The 17,983-nt window shown below is 64.3% G+C and carries 21 protein-coding genes; 16 read left to right on the top strand and 5 right to left on the bottom strand.

Translation table 11 applies throughout. The annotated features are described in order from the left end of the window. Positions 1-13 precede the first annotated feature (13 nt). The 11 genes from AC3ANW_RS16885 (at position 14) to AC3ANW_RS16835 (ending at position 10,271) form a co-directional block, all read left to right on the top strand. Positions 14-1,528 (top strand): DegQ family serine endoprotease, encoded by a 1,515-nt coding sequence (locus tag AC3ANW_RS16885; RefSeq protein WP_488342003.1) that lies wholly within the window; start codon positions 14-16, stop codon positions 1,526-1,528. A gap of 476 nt (positions 1,529-2,004) precedes the next feature. Continuing rightward, positions 2,005-3,813, top strand: a complete 1,809-nt coding sequence (gene lepA, locus AC3ANW_RS16880) for a translation elongation factor 4 (RefSeq protein WP_488342002.1) — start codon at positions 2,005-2,007, stop codon at positions 3,811-3,813. Between the two features lie 25 nt (positions 3,814-3,838). Further along, positions 3,839-4,816: a signal peptidase I gene (gene lepB / locus AC3ANW_RS16875; RefSeq protein ID WP_488342001.1), complete on the top strand. Its 978-nt coding sequence runs from the start codon at positions 3,839-3,841 to the stop codon at positions 4,814-4,816. A 49-nt stretch (positions 4,817-4,865) separates the two neighbouring features. Next, positions 4,866-5,252, top strand: coding sequence for a DUF4845 domain-containing protein (locus AC3ANW_RS16870; protein WP_488342000.1), 387 nt, complete (start codon positions 4,866-4,868; stop codon positions 5,250-5,252). Between the two features lie 29 nt (positions 5,253-5,281). Then, entirely contained in the window at positions 5,282-5,977 is a 696-nt protein-coding gene (gene rnc, locus AC3ANW_RS16865) for a ribonuclease III (RefSeq protein WP_488341999.1), read from the top strand. Positions 5,978-6,072: 95 nt separating this feature from the next. Beyond that, complete coding sequence (era, locus tag AC3ANW_RS16860; protein WP_488345447.1) at positions 6,073-7,014, top strand: GTPase Era; 942 nt, start codon at positions 6,073-6,075, stop codon at positions 7,012-7,014. A 23-nt stretch (positions 7,015-7,037) separates the two neighbouring features. Beyond that, positions 7,038-7,799: a DNA repair protein RecO gene (recO, locus tag AC3ANW_RS16855; protein WP_488341998.1), complete on the top strand. Its 762-nt coding sequence runs from the start codon at positions 7,038-7,040 to the stop codon at positions 7,797-7,799. Continuing rightward, the gene (locus AC3ANW_RS16850) at positions 7,796-8,551 is read left to right on the top strand and encodes a pyridoxine 5'-phosphate synthase (RefSeq protein ID WP_488341997.1); all 756 of its coding nucleotides are present in this window, start codon (positions 7,796-7,798) and stop codon (positions 8,549-8,551) included. Before recO ends, AC3ANW_RS16850 begins: the two co-directional genes overlap by 4 nt. Then, the gene (gene acpS, locus AC3ANW_RS16845) at positions 8,548-8,946 is read left to right on the top strand and encodes a holo-ACP synthase (RefSeq protein ID WP_488341996.1); all 399 of its coding nucleotides are present in this window, start codon (positions 8,548-8,550) and stop codon (positions 8,944-8,946) included. The genes AC3ANW_RS16850 and acpS overlap by 4 nt, the downstream gene beginning before the upstream one ends. Then, a complete protein-coding gene (nagZ, locus tag AC3ANW_RS16840; RefSeq protein ID WP_488341995.1) occupies positions 8,943-10,022 on the top strand; it encodes a beta-N-acetylhexosaminidase in 1,080 nt (359 codons plus the stop codon). The genes acpS and nagZ overlap by 4 nt, the downstream gene beginning before the upstream one ends. Before the next feature lie 3 nt (positions 10,023-10,025). Beyond that, positions 10,026-10,271, top strand: coding sequence for a DUF167 domain-containing protein (locus AC3ANW_RS16835; RefSeq protein ID WP_488341994.1), 246 nt, complete (start codon positions 10,026-10,028; stop codon positions 10,269-10,271). Here the strand turns inward: AC3ANW_RS16835 and AC3ANW_RS16830 are convergent, their stop codons facing one another. The 3 genes from AC3ANW_RS16830 to ppnP form a co-directional block, all read right to left on the bottom strand. Beyond that, a complete protein-coding gene (locus AC3ANW_RS16830; protein ID WP_488341993.1) occupies positions 10,272-10,646 on the bottom strand; it encodes a FlxA-like family protein in 375 nt (124 codons plus the stop codon). Positions 10,647-10,736: 90 nt separating this feature from the next. Then, the gene (gene argG / locus AC3ANW_RS16825) at positions 10,737-12,074 is read right to left on the bottom strand and encodes an argininosuccinate synthase (RefSeq protein ID WP_488341992.1); all 1,338 of its coding nucleotides are present in this window, start codon (positions 12,072-12,074) and stop codon (positions 10,737-10,739) included. 20 nt (positions 12,075-12,094) lie between these two features. After that, positions 12,095-12,412, bottom strand: coding sequence for a pyrimidine/purine nucleoside phosphorylase (gene ppnP, locus AC3ANW_RS16820; RefSeq protein ID WP_488341991.1), 318 nt, complete (start codon positions 12,410-12,412; stop codon positions 12,095-12,097). A gap of 143 nt (positions 12,413-12,555) precedes the next feature. Between ppnP and AC3ANW_RS16815 the strand changes: the two genes are divergently transcribed. Both AC3ANW_RS16815 and AC3ANW_RS16810 read left to right on the top strand, forming a co-directional pair. Then, positions 12,556-13,113, top strand: coding sequence for an RNA polymerase sigma factor (locus AC3ANW_RS16815; protein ID WP_488341990.1), 558 nt, complete (start codon positions 12,556-12,558; stop codon positions 13,111-13,113). Next, the gene (locus AC3ANW_RS16810) at positions 13,110-13,919 is read left to right on the top strand and encodes an anti-sigma factor (RefSeq protein ID WP_488341989.1); all 810 of its coding nucleotides are present in this window, start codon (positions 13,110-13,112) and stop codon (positions 13,917-13,919) included. Before AC3ANW_RS16815 ends, AC3ANW_RS16810 begins: the two co-directional genes overlap by 4 nt. An 87-nt stretch (positions 13,920-14,006) precedes the next feature. On the opposite strand, the gene AC3ANW_RS16805 is transcribed toward AC3ANW_RS16810, so the two are convergent. Together AC3ANW_RS16805 and AC3ANW_RS16800 are read right to left on the bottom strand one after the other, a co-directional pair. Further along, a complete protein-coding gene (locus AC3ANW_RS16805; protein ID WP_488341988.1) occupies positions 14,007-14,732 on the bottom strand; it encodes a glycine zipper 2TM domain-containing protein in 726 nt (241 codons plus the stop codon). A 107-nt stretch (positions 14,733-14,839) separates the two neighbouring features. After that, positions 14,840-15,196, bottom strand: a complete 357-nt coding sequence (locus AC3ANW_RS16800; RefSeq protein ID WP_488341987.1) for an ArsC/Spx/MgsR family protein — start codon at positions 15,194-15,196, stop codon at positions 14,840-14,842. 58 nt (positions 15,197-15,254) lie between these two features. Between AC3ANW_RS16800 and folC the strand changes: the two genes are divergently transcribed. The 3 genes from folC to AC3ANW_RS16785 are packed head-to-tail and all read left to right on the top strand — an operon-like array spanning position 15,255 to position 17,980. Continuing rightward, the gene (folC, locus tag AC3ANW_RS16795; RefSeq protein WP_488341986.1) at positions 15,255-16,559 is read left to right on the top strand and encodes a bifunctional tetrahydrofolate synthase/dihydrofolate synthase; all 1,305 of its coding nucleotides are present in this window, start codon (positions 15,255-15,257) and stop codon (positions 16,557-16,559) included. Positions 16,560-16,565: 6 nt separating this feature from the next. Continuing rightward, the gene (locus AC3ANW_RS16790) at positions 16,566-17,483 is read left to right on the top strand and encodes an SPOR domain-containing protein (protein WP_488341985.1); all 918 of its coding nucleotides are present in this window, start codon (positions 16,566-16,568) and stop codon (positions 17,481-17,483) included. An 11-nt stretch (positions 17,484-17,494) separates the two neighbouring features. Further along, positions 17,495-17,980 carry a CvpA family protein gene (locus tag AC3ANW_RS16785; RefSeq protein WP_488345446.1) on the top strand — a complete coding sequence of 162 codons (486 nt, stop codon included), beginning with the start codon at positions 17,495-17,497 and terminating at the stop codon, positions 17,978-17,980. The last annotated feature ends 3 nt before the right edge of the window (positions 17,981-17,983 follow it).

The following is a 17,983-nucleotide window of genomic DNA, read 5'->3' as shown; positions in this document are numbered from 1 at the left end:
CTGGAAGGTGAAGATGTTGCAGATTGATCGCAGTACCCTGCAGGCGCGTGCCGCCAGCGGACTCCTGGCCCTGGCCTTCGGTGCCGCCGCGCTCGCCCCCGTGATGCCGGCCCTTGCCCAGGCGGCTCCGGCGGGTCCTGCCGCGCCGGTCGTCGCTCGTACCTTGTCCGACTTTGCCGACCTCGTCGAACAGGTAGGGCCATCGGTCGTCAACATCCGGACGCTCGAAAAGGTCACCGCCAATCCGCAGATGGGCGACATGGACGAGGACATGCTCGAGTTCTTCCGGCGTTTCGGCATTCCGGTCCCGAAGGCTGCGCCGCGCGGCCAGACCCCGCGCCGACAGCAGCCGGCGCAGCCCGACGAAGAGCAGCCGCGCGGCGTCGGATCGGGTTTCGTGCTGACGGCCGACGGTTACGTCATGACCAACGCCCACGTGGTCGACGGTGCGGATGAAGTCATCGTCACGCTGACCGACAAACGCGAATTCAAGGCCAAGATCATCGGTGCCGACAAACGCACCGACGTCGCCGTGGTCAAGATCGAGGCGACCGGCCTGCCGGCGGTGCGCATCGCGCCCGATCTGGCCAAGCTGCGTGTCGGCGAATGGGTGATGGCCATCGGTTCGCCGTTCGGCCTGGAAAACACTGTCACTGCCGGTATCGTGAGCGCCAAGCAGCGCGACACCGGCGACTACCTGCCCTTCATCCAGACCGACGTTGCGATCAACCCCGGCAACTCGGGCGGCCCGCTGATCAACATGCGCGGCGAGGTCGTTGGCATCAACAGCCAGATCTACTCCCGTTCCGGCGGATTCATGGGTATCTCCTTCTCCATCCCGATCGACGAAGCCATTCGCGTGAGCGACCAGCTGCGCCAGTCCGGCCGGGTCTCGCGCGGTCGCATCGGCGTCGAGATCGACCAGGTCAGCCGTGAGGTCGCCGAATCCCTAGGACTGGGGGCCGCACGTGGCGCGCTCGTGCGCGGCGTGCAGGCTGCGTCTCCGGCTGAAAAGGCCGGCGTCGAAGCAGGGGACATCATCGTCAAGTTCGACGGCAAGGCCATCGACCGTTCGAGCGACTTGCCGCGGCTGGTCGGTGGCACCAAGCCTGGCACGAAAAGCACCTTGACCGTCTTCCGTCGAGGCGCCACACGCGACCTGGCGGTGACGGTGGCCGAGATCGAGGCGGACGACGCCGCGACGCCTGCAACGCCATCGAAAGCCGATAAACAGCCGCAGCCATCGGCCGCCGGCAAGGTGCTGGGCCTGGTGGTCAGTGACCTGACCGCCGCGCAGAAGAAAGAACTCAAGCTCAAGAGCGGCGTGCGCGTCGAGTCAGCTTCCGACGGGGCAGCCCGGGCCGGAGTCAAGGAAGGCGATGTGATCCTGTCGGTGGCCAATACCGAAATTTCGAATGTCAGGGATTTCGAGGCCGCCGTCGCCAAGCTGGACCGCAGCAAGGTCGCCAACGTGCTGGTGCGGCGTGGCGACTGGGCGCAATACCTGCTGATCCGGCCCAGCAAATGATCTGGACAAGGCCCTTCGGCCGACTGGCTTGAAGGGTCTTTTCCTGGGTTTTTCAACAGTATTCCAACGAAAACCAATGAATCGATGGACGTGCTCCGATATCGCGGCCGGATTTCGTCATGCACGGATTCGGTAGAATGCCGTCCCTATACGCGCAGTTTGGTATAAGCCGCCCGGTCAAAAACCACCATGCGATACGAATCGCAGTCGTGCACAGGCGATCCACAGGCCGCCCACAAGTTGTTCAACAAGCGGTGGGCGCTTTCTGTTGATAGGCTGTTGATAACTTTTTCGTTGCCACCCTGCAACGGCCGTTCGCGGACGGCGGCGACCTGTACGAACTGGCCTTTTTGCCTACAATGAAACTCCAGCTATCGCAGTTGCCATAGATTGTTGGTTCAGGGCGCGTCGCCACTCGACGCGCCCTTTTTTCTTTGTGCGCTCCAAATAATTCAATTACTTAAACGTTTCCGTTGATGAAGCACATCAGAAATTTTTCCATCATCGCGCACATCGACCACGGCAAATCGACACTGGCAGACCGGCTCATTCAGCGCTGTGGCGGCCTCGCAGACCGTGAGATGGAAGCGCAGGTTCTGGACTCGATGGACATCGAGAAAGAGCGTGGGATAACCATCAAGGCACAGACCGCGGCGCTGCATTACAAGGCGCTCGACGGCAAGGTCTACAACCTCAATCTGATCGACACGCCCGGCCACGTCGATTTCTCATACGAGGTGTCGCGATCGCTCTCCGCGTGCGAAGGTGCATTGCTGGTGGTCGATGCCTCGCAGGGTGTCGAGGCACAGACCGTGGCCAACTGCTACACCGCGCTCGAACTCGGCGTCGAAGTGCTGCCGGTGCTCAACAAGATGGACTTGCCGAACGCCGATCCTGAGAACGCCCGCGCGGAGATCGAGGACGTCATCGGCATCGACGCCACGGACGCCATTCCCTGCTCGGCCAAGACCGGCATGGGCATCGACGAGATCCTCGAATCCATCGTTGCCAAGATCCCGCATCCCAAAGGCAACGCCGATGCGCCGCTGCGCGCCATGATCGTGGACAGCTGGTTCGATACCTATGTCGGCGTGGTCATGCTGGTGCGGGTGGTCGACGGCCGTCTGGGCCGCGGCGAGCGTTTCAAGATGATGGCCACCGAGACCGTCTACAACGCCGACAACCTCGGGGTGTTCACCCCCGCCAACGAGCCCCGCCAGTCGCTCGAGGCCGGCGAAGTGGGCTACATCATCGCCGGCATCAAGGAGTTGCAGGCGGCCAAGGTGGGCGACACCATCACCCTCGAAAAGAAGCTGCCCAACAACCTCGGCCCGGCAACCGAAGCGCTGCCCGGTTTCAAGGAAATCCAGCCGCAGGTTTTCGCCGGCCTGTATCCCACCGAAGCCAGTGAATACGATTCCCTGCGCGACGCGCTCGAAAAACTCAAGCTCAACGATTCCTCCCTGCAATACGAGCCGGAAGTCTCGCAGGCGCTGGGCTTCGGTTTCCGCTGTGGTTTCCTCGGCCTGCTCCACATGGAAATCGTGCAGGAGCGCCTGGAGCGCGAGTTCGACCAGGACCTCATCACCACCGCGCCGAGCGTTGTCTATGAAGTGGTCACCGGCGACGGCGTCGTGACCATGGTCGAGAACCCGTCGAAAATGCCCGATCAGGGCCGGCTGCAGGAGGTGCGAGAACCCATCGTGACGGTGCACCTTTACATGCCGCAGGAACACGTGGGTTCGGTCATGACACTGGCCAACCAGAAACGCGGCGTACAGATGAACATGTCGTACCACGGCCGCCAGGTCATGCTGACCTACGAAATGCCGCTAGGCGAAATCGTGCTCGACTTTTTCGACAAGCTGAAATCGGTCAGCCGGGGTTACGCCTCCATGGACTACGAGTTCAAGGAATATCGTGCTTCCGACGTGGTCAAGGTCGATATCCTGTTGAACGGCGAGAAGGTCGATGCGCTTTCGATCATCGTGCACCGCAGCCAGAGCCAGTACCGCGGCCGGGCAGTGGTCGCCAAGATGCGCGAAATCATCAGCCGCCAGCAGTTCGACGTGGCCATCCAGGCTGCCATCGGCGCCAACATCATTGCCCGCGAGACCATCAAGGCCCTGCGCAAGAACGTGCTGGCAAAATGCTACGGCGGCGACATCTCGCGCAAGAAGAAGCTGCTCGAAAAGCAGAAGGCCGGCAAGAAGCGCATGAAGCAGATCGGTTCTGTCGAAGTGCCGCAGGAAGCGTTCCTCGCCATCCTGCAAGTCGAAGATTAATAAAAATCCCTATCGGACGGACTGGATGCAGATTCTCACCACCGCGATCCTCGCGGCTTTCGTCGCCTATGCCGGCGCCTGGTACTTCGGCATGCTGGACGGTAATTTCGCCCTGCTGCTGTTCCTTGCCACCGTGGTCACCGGCATCTACTGGCTGGCCGAGCGGTTCGTCTTCCTGCCGCGTCGCCGGCGTGCGGCCGAGCAGCTGGCCGTGTCGGCAGTCGCGCGCCGCGCGGAACTGAATCGCATGGGAATCGACAAGGTCGATGGCAGCGACGAAGCCGACATCGAGAAGGCGCGTGCCCGCATCCTCGCCCAGCCCTGGTGGCTGGATTGGACCGCAGGCCTGTTCCCGGTGATCATCATCGTGTTCGTGCTGCGGTCGTTCCTGTTCGAGCCCTTCAAGATACCTTCGGGTTCGATGATCCCCACGCTGCTGGTGGGCGACCTGATCCTGGTCAACAAGTTCACCTACGGCATCCGGCTGCCGGTGATCAACACCAAGGTCACCCAGGGCAACGCGCCGGCTCGCGGCGATGTCATGGTCTTCCGCTATCCACCGCAGCCCAGTACCGACTACATCAAGCGTGTCGTCGGCGTGCCCGGCGACGAAGTGGCCTACCTGAACAAGCGCCTGACAATCAACGGCCAAGTGGTCGATACCAAGGCGGTGCCCGACTTCTTCGACGAAGACACGATGCGCTACTTCAAGCAGTTCGAGGAAAAGCTGGGCACCCACACCCATCGCATCCTGAACGACGACGAACGCCCGGCCTACGTGCCCGGCGCCTCCGACTTCGCCTTCCGCAACAACTGCAAATACACCGTTGAAGGCGTTACCTGCAAGGTGCCGGACGGCTATTACTTCATGATGGGCGACAACCGCGACAACTCGCTGGATTCACGCTTCTGGGGCTTCGTGCCCGACCGGAACATCATCGGCAAGGCCTTCATGATCTGGATGAACTTCAGTGACCTGAAGCGCATCGGTCGTTTCGACTGACCGCCGGTTTCCGAACCCTCGATTCCCTGCCAGCGATAAGGAGACTTCCATGAGCCCCATGCCGCAACCAACCTCGCGTCTCGCGCGTTTCACACAGCAATGCGGCCTGGGTTTCCTGGGTCTGCTTTTCGTGATCATCCTGATCGGCGCGGCGGCCTTGCTGACCATGCGCATCGTGCCTTCTGCCATCGAATACCAGGCGGTCCTGAAGGCGGTCGAACGTTCGAAGTCGGCGGCTTCTCCGGCTGCGGTGCGCGCTGCATTCGACCGCGCTGCTCAGATCGACGACATCACCTCCATCACCGGCAAGGACCTCGACATCGAGTCGAATGCCAACAGCGCGCCCGGCTTCAAGGTGTCCTTTGCCTACCGCAAGGAACTCCCCTTGTTCGGTCCCGCGTCGCTGCTGCTGAACTACACGGGCAGTGCCCATTGATTTGACCGAATGACCCTGACTTTTTGCCGATGACACCGGTGTTGAACGCTGCCCAGGCAGCCCTGCAGGCGCGACTGCAGCACACCTTCGCCGACCCCCGCCTGTTGCTGCGTGCAGTCACCCACCGCAGCTTTTCTTCCGACCACTACGAGCGTCTCGAGTTTCTGGGTGATTCGGTCCTCAACCTCGCGGTTTCAGACCTTCTGTACCGACGCCTCGGCGCATTGGCCGAAGGGGATCTTTCGCGGGTTCGGGCGAACCTGGTCCGCCAGGAAACCCTGCACGGCCTGGCGCTCGAGCTCGGTCTGCCGGACACCCTGCGGCTGGGCGAGGGCGAGGCTCGCTCCGGCGGGTTCCGTCGGCCGTCCATCCTGGCCGACGTACTAGAAGCCATCATCGGCGCCATTTATTGCGACGCCGGCTACGCCGCCGCGTCCGATCTGGTCAATCGGCTTTTCGCCAAACTCGACATCACGCCGGAAATGCCGGCGGCCGACAAGGACCCGAAAACCGAGTTGCAGGAGTGGCTGCAGGGTCGCAAAATGAAATTGCCCACCTACCGTGTGGTGGCCGTCCTGGGGGCGGCGCATCGCCAGACTTTCGATGTCGAGTGCGAAATTGCCGAAACCGGCCGCACCGAACGCGGCATCGGCGGTTCGCGCCGTGCCGGCGAGCAGGCAGCAGCGGCCGCCATGCTCGCTCACCTCAAATCAAGGAATCCATGAACAACGCTCCGCAGGACGCGATCCCCACCCCTGACGACGAACTGCCGGAGATGCCCGCCATGCCGGACATGCCGCCAATTCCGCCGTTCCCTTCGATGCCCGCCATGCCCACCGGCCCGGGCGGCATGATGCCGGACGGCTCGCCGCAACGCTGCGGTGTGATCGCCATCGTCGGCAAACCCAACGTCGGCAAGTCGACGCTGCTGAATGCCCTGGTCGGCCAGAAGATCAGCATCACCTCGCGCAAGGCGCAGACCACCCGCCACCGCATCACCGGCATCCGCACGCATGCGGCGACGCAGTTCATCTTCGTCGACACGCCGGGTTTCCAGACGCGCCACAACACGGCTCTGAACAAGTCGCTCAACAAGACCGTGCTGGGCGCGGTCGGCGACGTCGACCTGGTGCTGTTCGTGGTCGAAGCCGGCAATTTCACGCTGGGCGATGCCAAGGTGCTGTCCTTGCTGAAGCCGGGCGTGCCCTGCCTGCTGGTGGCCAACAAGCTCGACGCGGTGCATCGCCGCGCCGAACTGGCGCCCTGGCTCAAGACCATGCAGGAACGTCATCCGTTCAACGAATTCGTGCCCATGTCGGCCAAGAGTCCGCCGGATGTGCAACGCCTGTTCGGCATCTGCGAAAAGTACCTGCCCGAGCAGGCCTGGTGGTATGCCGAGGACGAGCTCACCGACCGCAGCGAAAAGTTCCTCGCCAGCGAAACCGTGCGCGAGAAGATCTTCCGTTTCACCGGCGACGAACTCCCCTACACCTCGACCGTCATCATCGACAAGTTCGAGGAAGAAGCCAGCAAGACCCACAAACGTATGGTGCGCATCGCCGCCACCATCGTGGTCGAGCGCGACAGCCACAAGGCGATGGTGATCGGCGACAAGGGCGAGCGCCTCAAGCGCATCGGCACCGAAGCCCGCCAAGAGCTGGAAAAAGCCATGGACGCCAAGGTGTTCCTGGAGTTGTGGGTCAAGGTGCGTTCGGGCTGGGCCGACGATGAAGCCCGTGTTCGTTCATTTGGTTATGAATAAGCAGGGCGCGGGCGTTTGCTGAAGTGGCCGTCAAACGGGTTTCCGACGAGCCGGGGTTCGTGCTTCATCGCTACGACTGGAGCGAATCGAGCCTGATCCTCGAAACCTTCACCCGCACCCGCGGCCGGGTCGCGCTGGTGGCCAAGGGCGCGAAGAAACCCAGTTCCAATTTCCGGCCGGTGCTGCTGCCGCTGCAGCCCTTGCGGCTCAGCTGGACGCTGTCTACCGGGGAAGATGCTGAGATCCACAACCTGCGGGGCGCGGAATGGGTCGGAGGCCATGTCATGCCGACCGGCGATGCGTTGCTGTCGGGCATGTACCTCAATGAACTGCTGCTGCGGATGCTGGCACGCGACGACCCGCATCCCGCGCTGTTCGACGCCTATGCCGATGCGGTCCGTGTGTTGGCGTCCGAACACGGCGAAGCGCTGCAGCCGGTGCTGCGTGCCTTCGAACTGCTGCTGCTGCGTGAGGTGGGTTTTCTGCCTGCGCTCGATGTGCAGACCAGCACCCAGCATCCGCTGAACCCGGCCTTGCCCTACCTGCTGGTGCCTGAAAGCGGGCTGCGTCAGGCCGCTCCTGAAGAGCGTGGTGCCATCGGCGGTGCGCACTGGGTGGCGCTGCAGAAGGCGCTGGACGAACGAACACCGTTCTTCTCCACCCTGCAGGCCACCGGCATCGTGGAGGGCGACCTCAAGATGCAACTGCGCAACCTGCTGCACTACCATACCGGCGTCGCAACCCTGCGCACCCGCCAGATGATGATCGACCTGTACAAGTTATGAGCGAAGAAGCCTCCACCGCACTGTCCGTCAACCTCAACAAGGTCGCGCTGGTGCGCAATACCCGCCACCTGGGGATCCCCAGCGTGACCCGTGCCGCATCCCTTTGCCTGGAAGCCGGTGCCCAGGGAATCACCGTGCATCCGCGGCCCGACGCCCGCCACATTCGCGCCGAGGATGTGCATGAACTCGCCGAGCTGCTGCTGAAGTGGCCGAAGATCGAGTTCAACATCGAAGGCAATCCGTTCCACAACCTGATGGAATTCATCCGCGAACTGCGGCCCAACCAGGCCACCTTCGTGCCCGACAGCGAAGGCCAGTTCACCAGCGACCACGGGTGGCGTTTCCCGGACGACGCCGAGCGCCTGCGCCCTCTGGTGGAAGAATGCCGCTCGCTGGGCGTGCGGGTCAGCCTGTTCATGGATGCCGATGCATCGGCCATGTCCGACGTGCGGGCCCTGGGTGCCGACCGAGTCGAGCTCTACACCGAACCCTATGCCGCCGCCTTCGGCACGCCCGAAGCTGATGTGCAGCTGAAGCGTTTTGCCTCTGCGGCCCAGGCCGCAGAGGCCAATGGCCTGGGCGTCAACGCTGGCCATGACCTCAACCGCGAAAACCTCACGTCTTTCCTGCGTGCGGTGCCGCAGGTGCGCGAAGTCTCCATCGGCCATGCGCTGATCGCCGACGCGCTTGAAACGGGCTACAGCGAAACCGTCAAGGCCTACCTGAAAAGCATAGCCGACGCCCGCGCATGATCTACGGCATCGGGACCGACATCTGCGACATCCGCCGCATGCGGACCACCTTCGAGCGCCACGGCGAACGTTTTGCGCAGCGGGTGCTGGGGCCGGGTGAAATGAAGGTCTGGCGTGCCCGCAGCGAGCGCTGGCCCGATCGCGGGCTTCGTTACCTGGCCACCCGTTTCTCCGCGAAGGAAGCCTTCAGCAAGGCGGTCGGCCTGGGCATCCGCACACCGATGGCCTGGCGCCTGTGCGAGGTCCTCAATCACCCCAGCGGCCAGCCCCACATCGTGCTGCATGCCGGATTGAAGGAATGGTTCGAAGGCCTCCACCTGTCGGCCCATGTCACCGTGACCGACGAAACCGATTACGCCGCGACCTTCGTGGTCGTGGAGCAGAACACGCCATGACTTCGCCCCTGATCATCGACATCGCCGGCACCGAACTCAATGCCGACGACCGACGCCGCATCGTTCATCCCCTGGTGGGTGGCCTCATCTATTTCAGCCGCAACTGGCGCGACCGTGCGCAGATCACCGCCTTGTCTGCCGAGATCCGGTCGCTGCGCCCGGACCTGCTGATCTGCATCGATCACGAAGGCGGCCGGGTGCAGCGTTTCCGCAGCGACGGTTTCACCCACCTGCCGGCCATGCGCACCCTGGGAGACCTGTGGTTGCAGGACGCCGCCGACCACGAGCCTACGGGCGCCATGCGGGCGATGGACGCCGCCTGTGCCGCTGGCCATGTGCTGGCCGCCGAACTGCGCGCCTGTGGCATCGACTTCAGTTTTGCGCCGGTGCTCGACCTCCACCACGGCGCCAGCAGCGTGATCGGCGACCGCAGTTTCAACCGCGATCCGCGCATCGTCGCGGCGCTGGCCCGTTGTCTGGCCCACGGCATGTTGCGTACGGGCATGCAGCATTGCGGCAAGCATTTTCCCGGCCACGGTTATGCGCAGGCCGACTCGCATATCGGTCATCCGTCGGACGACCGTTCGCTCGAAACGATCCTGGCCGACGATGCAGCACCCTATGCCTGGCTCGGCGCCACGCTCACCGCGGTCATGCCGGCGCATGTGGTGTATCCGCAGGTCGATACGCTGCCGGCCGGATTCTCCAGCCGTTGGCTGCAACAGGTGCTGCGCGATCGCCTGTCCTTCGACGGCGCCATCGTCAGCGACGACCTGAGCATGGAGGGCGCACGTCGGGTCAACGGCCAGGCGATCAGCCACGTGGCGGCCGCCATGCTGGCAATCGATGCCGGCTGCGACCTGCTGCTCCTGTGCAACCAGAGCCTGGGCGAAGGGCGTGCACTGGATGTGCTGATCGACGGCGTCGCAGAAGCCTGCGGAGATGGACGCCTGCGCCCTGAAAGCGAGCGTCGGCGCCTGGCACTTCTGCCGAAAGGCGAGGCGCTGCCCTGGGGGGCGTTGCAGGCGGATGCGGCCTATCGGCACGCAGTTTCCCTGCTGCCGAAAACTGCCTGAGCCATGGCGACCGCAGCCTCGCGGCGCACGGTTCAGGTCAAGGTCAAACCCAATGCCCGGGTCAGCCTGCTGAGCCGGGCCGACGACGGCAGCTGGCTGGCGCAGATCAAGTCTCCGCCCATCGACGGCAAGGCCAATGCCGAACTGGTGCGGCTGGTCGCCGAAGCTTTCGGTTGCCGCCGTTCGGCCGTCAGCATCCGCAGCGGCGCGTCTGGCCGCATGAAACTGGTGGATATCGACGGCGCCTGATCAGGCGTAGACGTCGAGTTGCTGGCCCAGCGGGCTGTCCTCCGGCCTGCGGGTGCTGCTGGCCGACACGTCCTTGTCAGTCCTGGCGGCCGTGGCCTGCGCCTTTTCCTGCGACTTTTGCTGGGCTTGCTGGGCCTTCTGCGCTTCGGCCTGCTGCAGGGCTGCAATCTGCTGCTGCAGTGCGGCTGCCTGGGCCTGCAGCAGTTTCTGCTTCACCTCCTTGGCCTTGGCATCCAGCGTGGAGTCGGTGGCGACAGCCTTCAGTTCCTCGGTGGTTTCCTTCAGCTGTTTCTGCAGCTGCGCAATCTGGCTGGCCGAGCTCGAGCCGCCGCTCGAGGAAACGGAAGAGGTCGTCGTGGACGAGGAAATTTGCATGGCGGACTCCAAACGAAAAACGGGCTTGCCTTCTGAATCGGCAAGCCCGTCCTGATCTGGAGCAACTTTACGTTGCCGTACCTGTTTCTCTTATTCCTGGTTGCCCTGCAGCTTGGGCATGGAAGTGCCCGAGCCCTGCGACAGCAGGCCGGCCTTGGAATAGATGGCCAGCTTGTCGCGGGTATCCACGATGTCCAGGTTGCGCATGGTCAGCTGGCCGATACGGTCGGCTGGCGAGAACGGCGCGTCTTCCACCTTTTCCATGCTCAGGCGTTCCGGCTGGTAGGTCAGGTTGGCGGACTTCGTGTCCAGCAGCGAATAATCGTTGCCGCGGCGCAGTTCCACGGTCACTTCACCGGTGACGGCACGCGCCACCCAGCGCTGGGCCGCTTCGCGCAGCATGATCGCCTGCGGGTCGAACCAGCGTCCCTGGTACAGCAGGCGGCCGAGCTTGCGGCCGTTTTCGCGGTACTGCTCGATGGTGTCTTCGTTGTGGATGCCGGTCACCAGGCGTTCGTAGGCGATGAACAGCAGCGCCAGGCCCGGAGCTTCGTAGATGCCGCGGCTCTTGGCTTCGATGATGCGGTTCTCGATCTGGTCGCTCATGCCCAGGCCGTGGCGGCCACCGATGCGGTTGGCTTCCATGATCAGCTCGACCAGGTCGGGGTATTCCTTGCCGTTCAGGGCGACCGGGCGGCCTTCCTCGAAACGCACCGAGACTTCTTCGTGCCTGACGACGACGTCTTCCTTCCAGAAGGCCACACCCATGATCGGGTTGACGATACGGATGCCGCTGCCGAGGCTTTCCAGGTCCTTGGCCTCGTGGGTGGCGCCCAGCATGTTGGAGTCGGTGGAATAAGCCTTTTCGGCCGACATCTTGTAGCCGAAGCCGTTGGCCGTCATGAAGGCCGACATTTCCGAGCGGCCGCCCAGTTCGTCGATGAACAGCTGGTCCAGCCAGGGTTTGTAGATCTTGAGCGCCGGGTTGGCCAGCAGGCCGTAGCGGTAGAAGCGCTCGATGTCGTTGCCCTTGAAGGTGCTGCCGTCACCCCAGATGTTGACGTCGTCTTCCTTCATTGCGGCGACCAGCATGGTGCCGGTGACCGCGCGGCCCAGAGGCGTCGTGTTGAAGTAGGTGATGCCCGCGGTGCTGATGTGGAACGCGCCGGCCTGCAGGGCTGCGATGCCTTCGGTGGCCAGTTGCTGGCGGCAGTCGATCAGGCGGGCCAGTTCTGCGCCGTACTGCATCGCCTTGCGCGGAATTTCTTCGTAGTCGGGCTCGTCGGGCTGTCCCAGGTTGGCCGTGTAGGCGAAGGGCAGGGCGCCCTTCTGTTTCATCCAGAGCAGTGCTGCGCTGGTGTCGAGGCCGCCCGAGAAGGCGATGCCGACCTTCTGGCCGGCGGGTACGTGTTGGAGGATGGTGGCCATGGCGTGTGTGTGAGGTGCGATCAGCCGAAATGGCAGATGTAGTGGTATGCCTCGGTGACCCGGATGTCGAATTTCGAATTGCCGGGGATCGAGAAGATGTCGCCCGGGCCGGACTTCAGCCATTCGTCGCTGCCGTCGAGCTTGTATTCGCAGCCGCCGGCAACGCATTCCATCTTTTCGGGAGCGCCGGTGTTGAAGGTCAGGGTGGCCGGCAGCACGACGCCGACGGACTTTTTGGTGCCGTCGGCCAGCACCAAGGCGTGGCTGACGCACCTGCCGTCGAAATAGACGCTGGCCTGGGTGCTGACGGATACGCCGTCGATTTTTTCGGTGGTCATGGTGCTGATGGGCGAATGCCGGCAGGTGGACAAAACCCGTGATTTTATGTGCCTGTCTGCATCCGGGATGCGGCCGGTTGCGTAATGAAGGGAAGGCCGCACAATCCGCAGCCATGCCGCTCGACCGAACTGACCAACATCTCATGGACCTGATGCTTCGTATCGCAGCGCAGGACACCGCCTCGGCGGGAGCCCTCAAGGAGCTTTACGACCTGACGTCCGGAAGGATGTTCGGTCTGGCACTGCGCGTCACGGGCAACCGTGAATGGGCCGAGGATGCCTTGCAGGAGGCCTACCTGAACATCTGGCGCATCGCCGGCGATTACCGTGCCGGCCTGAGCCCGCCGATGGCCTGGATGGGTGTGATCGTGCGCAGCCGCTCGCTGGACTTCCTGCGGCGCCGCAACAGCGAACGCGCCGACGCCGGAGTCGAGCTGGACGATTACCTGCAGGACACCATCGCAGGCGATGCGGACGATCCGCTCGACATGGCCGATGCCAGCCAGCAGGCCACCGCACTGCGGCAGTGCCTGTCGCGGCTGGAAAACAGGCAGCGCGAGGTGGTGAGCCTCGCTTATCTGCGCGACCTGAGCCACAGCGAACTGGCCGAGCAGCTGAAGCTGCCGCTGGGCACGGTCAAGACGTGGATACGACGCGGGCTGACACAACTGCGTGAATGCATGGAAAGGTTTGCATCATGAACTTGCTGGGACACCCTGATCTGGTCGATCAACTGGCGGCGGCGCATGCGCTCGGCACGCTGCGCGGTGGCGCACGGCGCCGTTTCGAAAGCCTTTCGCGCGAGAACCCGGGCATCCGTTCGCGAGCCTTGCTGTGGCAGGAAACCTTTGCCGCCTTCACCGAAATACAGCCTGCGATGTTGCCCAACCCACAGGTCTGGCAGCGCATCGAGAACCTGCTGCCGCCGTTGCGCAAACCAGTGGTCGAGACGGCTGCGGTCGCGACCGGTCCGGCCGAGATGCTGCAGAACCTGCGCCGTGCCCTCGGCCTGTGGCGAGGTCTGGCGATGGGCGGTGGCCTGGCAGCGCTGGTGGCTGTCGTGGTGGGCATCCGCCTCGACCAGCAACTCGGCCGGCGCGGCGCCGAACTGGCCCAGGCAAAACAGGAGGGCGCGCAACTCACGGCGCAGATGGCGGCCCAGGCGCGCATCGAATACGTGGCGGTGCTGCAGGACGACAAGCAGGCCGGCTCGGTGCTGGTCACCTTCGACCCGGCAAAACGGGCGCTCACCCTGAAACGGGTGGGCGACTACCAGATGGATGCCGACAAGTCGCTCGAACTTTGGGCGCTGCCACCTGGCCAGGCACCACGTTCGCTGGGCTTGATGGGACAGGGAGCGGTTGCGAAACTGACGGCTGCCGAGGGCGAGGTGGCGCCGTCGCCGATGCTGGCCATCACGCTGGAGCCCAAGGGCGGTGCGCCGACCGGCGGCGGTCCGACCGGCCCCATCATTTTCAAGGGTGCACTGCTGAAGACCGAGGTCTGATCCCGGTCCCTGACAGGCATGAAAAAGCAGCCTCGCGAGGCTGCTTTTTTTCGGTCTGCCCTTGCCGCTGCCGACCGCGAGCCTTGCTCAGCGCCAGCGGCCGTGGCCGCCGTAACCGCGGCTGTAGCCGAGATTGAGCGACAGGCCGATCGGTACGCCGCCGTACCCGTAGCCGCCGTAATACGCAGGGGCATAGACCGGCGCATAGGCCGGCGTGTAGGTCTGATAGACCACCGGTGCCGGCACCGAGTTGTATGCGGGAACCACCACACCGGCCTCGACCACGCCAGGTTGGTTGTATTGGCCGCCGTAGGCTTGCTGCGGCGCGCTGTCGCCGACAGCGCCGACCTGCACCGGAACATACTGGCCCGGGTCGCTGGCCATTCGGGTGTTGTATTGCCGGCCGGCGTATTCGTAGGTCACGTCGTAACCCACGGTGCGGTTTTCATACGTGGTCTGGGTGCTGCAGGTGGGCACGTTCTGCACATAGGTCGGGCCCGGGCCTTCGGCGGAATTGCCCAGCATGGCTCCGCCCACGATACCCAGCGCAGTAGCCGCCGCCCGGCCACCGCCGCCGCCGATTGCGTTGCCCACCAGGCCGCCTGCCAGGCCGCCCAGCACGGTGCCCACACCGCTGGGCGGTGCCTGCGAAACCACCTGCTGATTGCCGCAGACCTGCTGGTTGACCGGAACCTGCTGCACCACCGGTGTGGTGGACAACACGCGGCCCATCTCGCGCGAAGGCGCATGGGTCTGGGCCATCGCAGAGACGGCCGCCGCAGCGATCGCCGAAAAGACCAGGGCTTTTTTCATGACTGAAATCCTCCGGGACGCACCCGCGCCCCGCTGTACTGAGAGTTTAGAAGTGGCCCGGAGTTCCCCATGCGGCGCACGGGGTAAATGCCTGTAAGCAAGTGTTCTCAGCTTGCTGATTTTGTTTTTTCGGCCCATTCCTGTGGATCGAAACCCACGGTCATGGTGCCGTCGGGCCATTCGACCACCGGACGTTTGATCAGCGCCGGAAAAGCCACCGCCAGTGCCTGTGCGCCGGCCGGGGTTTCGGCGGTCGCCCGGTTTGCCGCATCGAGACCGCGCCAGGTCGCGCCGCGCCGGTTGATCAGCCGGTCGCCGACCGCTGCGTACCAGCGCGAAACCGGCGCGGCGTCCAGTCCGTCCTTGCGGAAATCATGAAAACGGTAGTCGCCGACGTGGTCCGCCAGCCAGCTGCGCGCCTTTTTTACCGTGTCGCAATTCGGAATGCCATAAAGGGTCGTCATGCCCCGATTCTCCCCTGGCGGCAGTGGGAGTGCCGGCTACGCGACAATCCTGCCCCTGATGAAAACACTTGCCGACTGGCTGGCGCACTGCGAACGCCTGCATCCCAAAACCATCGCGCTGGGTCTCGACCGGGTGCGCGAGCTTGTTCAACGCCTCGAACTGCGCTTCGATTGCCCGGTGATCACCGTGGCCGGCACCAACGGCAAGGGCTCGACCTGCGCCATGCTGGAGTCGATTGCGATGCAGGCCGGCTGGCGCACCGGGGTCTACACCTCGCCGCACCTGGTGCATTTCGAGGAACGCTGCCGGATCGCCGGCGACATCGTGACGGCCGATGCGCTGCTGCCGCATTTCGAGGCCGTCGAAGAAGCCCGCAGCCGCGGCACGGTGGTCGAGTTGACCTATTTCGAGTTCACGACGCTGGTCATCCTCCGGTTGCTGTCGCAATCGAAACTCGATGTGGCCGTGCTGGAAGTAGGTCTCGGTGGACGCCTGGACGCCACCAACGTGATCGACACCGACTGCGCCATCGTCACCAGCATCGACATCGACCACACCGAATACCTGGGCAACACACGCGACGCCATCGGGCGCGAAAAGGCCGGCATCCTGCGCGCCGGGAAACCGGCCATCGTCAGCGACCCGGCTCCGCCGGCCAGCGTGGTCCAGTACGCCACCGAGATCGGTGCCGACCTGTGGCTGTCCGGCCGCGATTTCAACATTTCCGGCGACCGCCAGCAGTGGAACTGGGCAGGCCGCGGCCGCCGTTACGCCGGCCTGGCCTATCCCGCGCTGCGCGGCGCCAACCAGCTGGTGAACGCCGCCGGTGTGCTGGCCGCCTTCGAAGCGCTGCGCGAGCGTCTGCCGATCACCGCCCAGGCGGTGCGCACCGGACTGGCCCGCGCCGAACTGCCTGGGCGTTTCCAGATCGTGCCCGGCCAGCCGACGCTGGTGCTGGACGTGGCGCATAACCCGCATTCCATCGCGGCGCTCTCGGAAAACCTGGATGCGATGGGATTCCATCCGGTCACCCACGCCGTTTTCGGCGCCATGGCCGACAAGGACCTTTCGCCCATGCTGCAACGCATCGGCAAACTGGTCGATCGCTGGTATTTCTGCGACTTGCCGACCCCTCGCGCGGAGACCGCTTCGCACCTGTGCGCCAAGTGGAACGCACTGCAGATGGCCGCCGGCGGACACCCCGCCGTGCCGGCCGCGTCCTACGCCTCGCCCCAGGCGGCCCTGGATGCCGCGGTGGCCGCAGCCGACCCGGCGGATAGAATCGTGGTCTTCGGATCGTTCTACACCGTCGGCGGCGTGCTGCAAAACGGCGTGCCTCGCCTGAACGCGAAGCACGTCTAGGAAACCATGGCTTTATTCAATATTCGTTGGCCTGGCAATGGCGGTCGCAATGGCGGCAACGCCCGGGACGACGACAAGCGCGGCGCGCGTCAGCGTCGTGTCAATTCAACCGAAAGCGTCGACGCATTGCGCAGGCGTGCACGGCATCGCCTGATCGGCGCGGCGGTGCTGCTGGTGGCCGGAGTCGTCGGTTTTCCGCTGCTGTTCGACACCCAGCCTCGGCCGATAGCGGTCGACATTCCCATCGCCATTCCAGGCCATGATCCTTTGCCGGCTACGGTGACGCCAGCTACGGTCGCCGCGCCTGTCGTGGCCGTTGCACCAACGCCGGCGCCTGTTGCGGTGCCCGCGCCCGCGTCTGGCGCGGCAGCAAAAACCGCCACCGCTCGCGCCAGCACGGCCGATTCGCTGGATCGTGGTGAAGAGGTCGTCGCATCCGCGCCGGCCAAGGTTGAAAAACCTGCCCCGGCACCGGCAGTCCAGCCCAGACCTCAGGCCAAACCGGTCGAGCCACCGCACGAAACCCACCGCGAAGCGGCTCCTGCATCAAAACCCGCGCCGGCTCCGGCGCCGGCTGTGGCTTCTGCTCCGGTGCATGCCGATGACGACGCCGCCCGCGCCCGTGCCTTGCTCGAAGGCAAGCCGATGCCGGCCGCTGCCCCGGCTTCAGCCGCCGCGCCGGCAGCCGCCGCGGCCGGGCGTTTCGTGGTCCAGGTCGGGGCTTTCGGCGATGCCGCCAAGGCCCAGGAAGCACGCAACAAACTCACGCGCAGCGGTCTCGCGACCTACGTGCAGTCGGTCGACACCAAGGAAGGCAAACGCCTGCGGGTGCGGGTCGGGCCGTTTGCCAGCAAGGCAGATGCCGACCGGGCGGCAGCCAAGGTCAAGGGGCTGGATTTGCCCGCAAGCATCCTCACCTTGTGAAGGTCTGAGTGGTGACCGCGGTCGATTGGGTGCTGGCTGCCGTGCTGGCGGCTTCCGCGCTGATCGGTTTGTGGCGCGGCCTGGTTTTCGAGGTGCTGTCGCTGCTGGGTTGGGTGGTCGCCTATTTCGCGGCGCGCATGTGGGCCGATCCCGTGGGCTTGTGGTTGCCGATGGGCGACACCGGCGAAACGGCGCGCAGCTCGGCCGGTTTTGTGATTGTTTTCATCGCAGCGGCATTCGGCTGTGGCCTGGTGGCGTCGCTGTTGCGCAAGTTGATAGGCAGCGTGGGCTTGCGCCCGGTCGATCGCACCCTGGGTGCGGTTTTCGGTCTGGTGCGCGGTTTGTTGCTGCTGCTGGTTTTGGCGGTAGTGGTGGAGGCAACGTCACTGCATGAGCAGGACGGTTGGCGCACGTCTCAGGCGGCGCCCCTGTTACGTGCAGCACTGAGCGGCGTGAAGCCCGCGCTGCCGCAAGCATTCGTTCAGTTTTTTCCCTGAGGT

Source organism: Xylophilus sp. PBN-3R (genome assembly GCF_057747805.1).
The sequence above is the reverse complement of the archived record's forward strand: the minus strand, read 5'-3'. Positions and strand labels throughout refer to the sequence as shown.

Coding starts and splice junctions, on each gene's coding strand:
- AC3ANW_RS16885 (WP_488342003.1), top strand. CDS start 14: ATGTTGCAGATTGATCGCAGTACCCTGCAGGCGCGTGCCGCCAGCGGA.
- lepA (WP_488342002.1), top strand. CDS start 2,005: ATGAAGCACATCAGAAATTTTTCCATCATCGCGCACATCGACCACGGC.
- lepB (WP_488342001.1), top strand. CDS start 3,839: ATGCAGATTCTCACCACCGCGATCCTCGCGGCTTTCGTCGCCTATGCC.
- AC3ANW_RS16870 (WP_488342000.1), top strand. CDS start 4,866: ATGAGCCCCATGCCGCAACCAACCTCGCGTCTCGCGCGTTTCACACAG.
- rnc (WP_488341999.1), top strand. CDS start 5,282: ATGACACCGGTGTTGAACGCTGCCCAGGCAGCCCTGCAGGCGCGACTG.
- era (WP_488345447.1), top strand. CDS start 6,073: ATGCCCGCCATGCCCACCGGCCCGGGCGGCATGATGCCGGACGGCTCG.
- AC3ANW_RS16850 (WP_488341997.1), top strand. CDS start 7,796: ATGAGCGAAGAAGCCTCCACCGCACTGTCCGTCAACCTCAACAAGGTC.
- acpS (WP_488341996.1), top strand. CDS start 8,548: ATGATCTACGGCATCGGGACCGACATCTGCGACATCCGCCGCATGCGG.
- nagZ (WP_488341995.1), top strand. CDS start 8,943: ATGACTTCGCCCCTGATCATCGACATCGCCGGCACCGAACTCAATGCC.
- AC3ANW_RS16835 (WP_488341994.1), top strand. CDS start 10,026: ATGGCGACCGCAGCCTCGCGGCGCACGGTTCAGGTCAAGGTCAAACCC.
- AC3ANW_RS16830 (WP_488341993.1), bottom strand. CDS start 10,646: ATGCAAATTTCCTCGTCCACGACGACCTCTTCCGTTTCCTCGAGCGGC.
- argG (WP_488341992.1), bottom strand. CDS start 12,074: ATGGCCACCATCCTCCAACACGTACCCGCCGGCCAGAAGGTCGGCATC.
- ppnP (WP_488341991.1), bottom strand. CDS start 12,412: ATGACCACCGAAAAAATCGACGGCGTATCCGTCAGCACCCAGGCCAGC.
- AC3ANW_RS16815 (WP_488341990.1), top strand. CDS start 12,556: ATGGACCTGATGCTTCGTATCGCAGCGCAGGACACCGCCTCGGCGGGA.
- AC3ANW_RS16810 (WP_488341989.1), top strand. CDS start 13,110: ATGAACTTGCTGGGACACCCTGATCTGGTCGATCAACTGGCGGCGGCG.
- AC3ANW_RS16805 (WP_488341988.1), bottom strand. CDS start 14,732: ATGAAAAAAGCCCTGGTCTTTTCGGCGATCGCTGCGGCGGCCGTCTCT.
- AC3ANW_RS16800 (WP_488341987.1), bottom strand. CDS start 15,196: ATGACGACCCTTTATGGCATTCCGAATTGCGACACGGTAAAAAAGGCG.
- folC (WP_488341986.1), top strand. CDS start 15,255: ATGAAAACACTTGCCGACTGGCTGGCGCACTGCGAACGCCTGCATCCC.
- AC3ANW_RS16790 (WP_488341985.1), top strand. CDS start 16,566: ATGGCTTTATTCAATATTCGTTGGCCTGGCAATGGCGGTCGCAATGGC.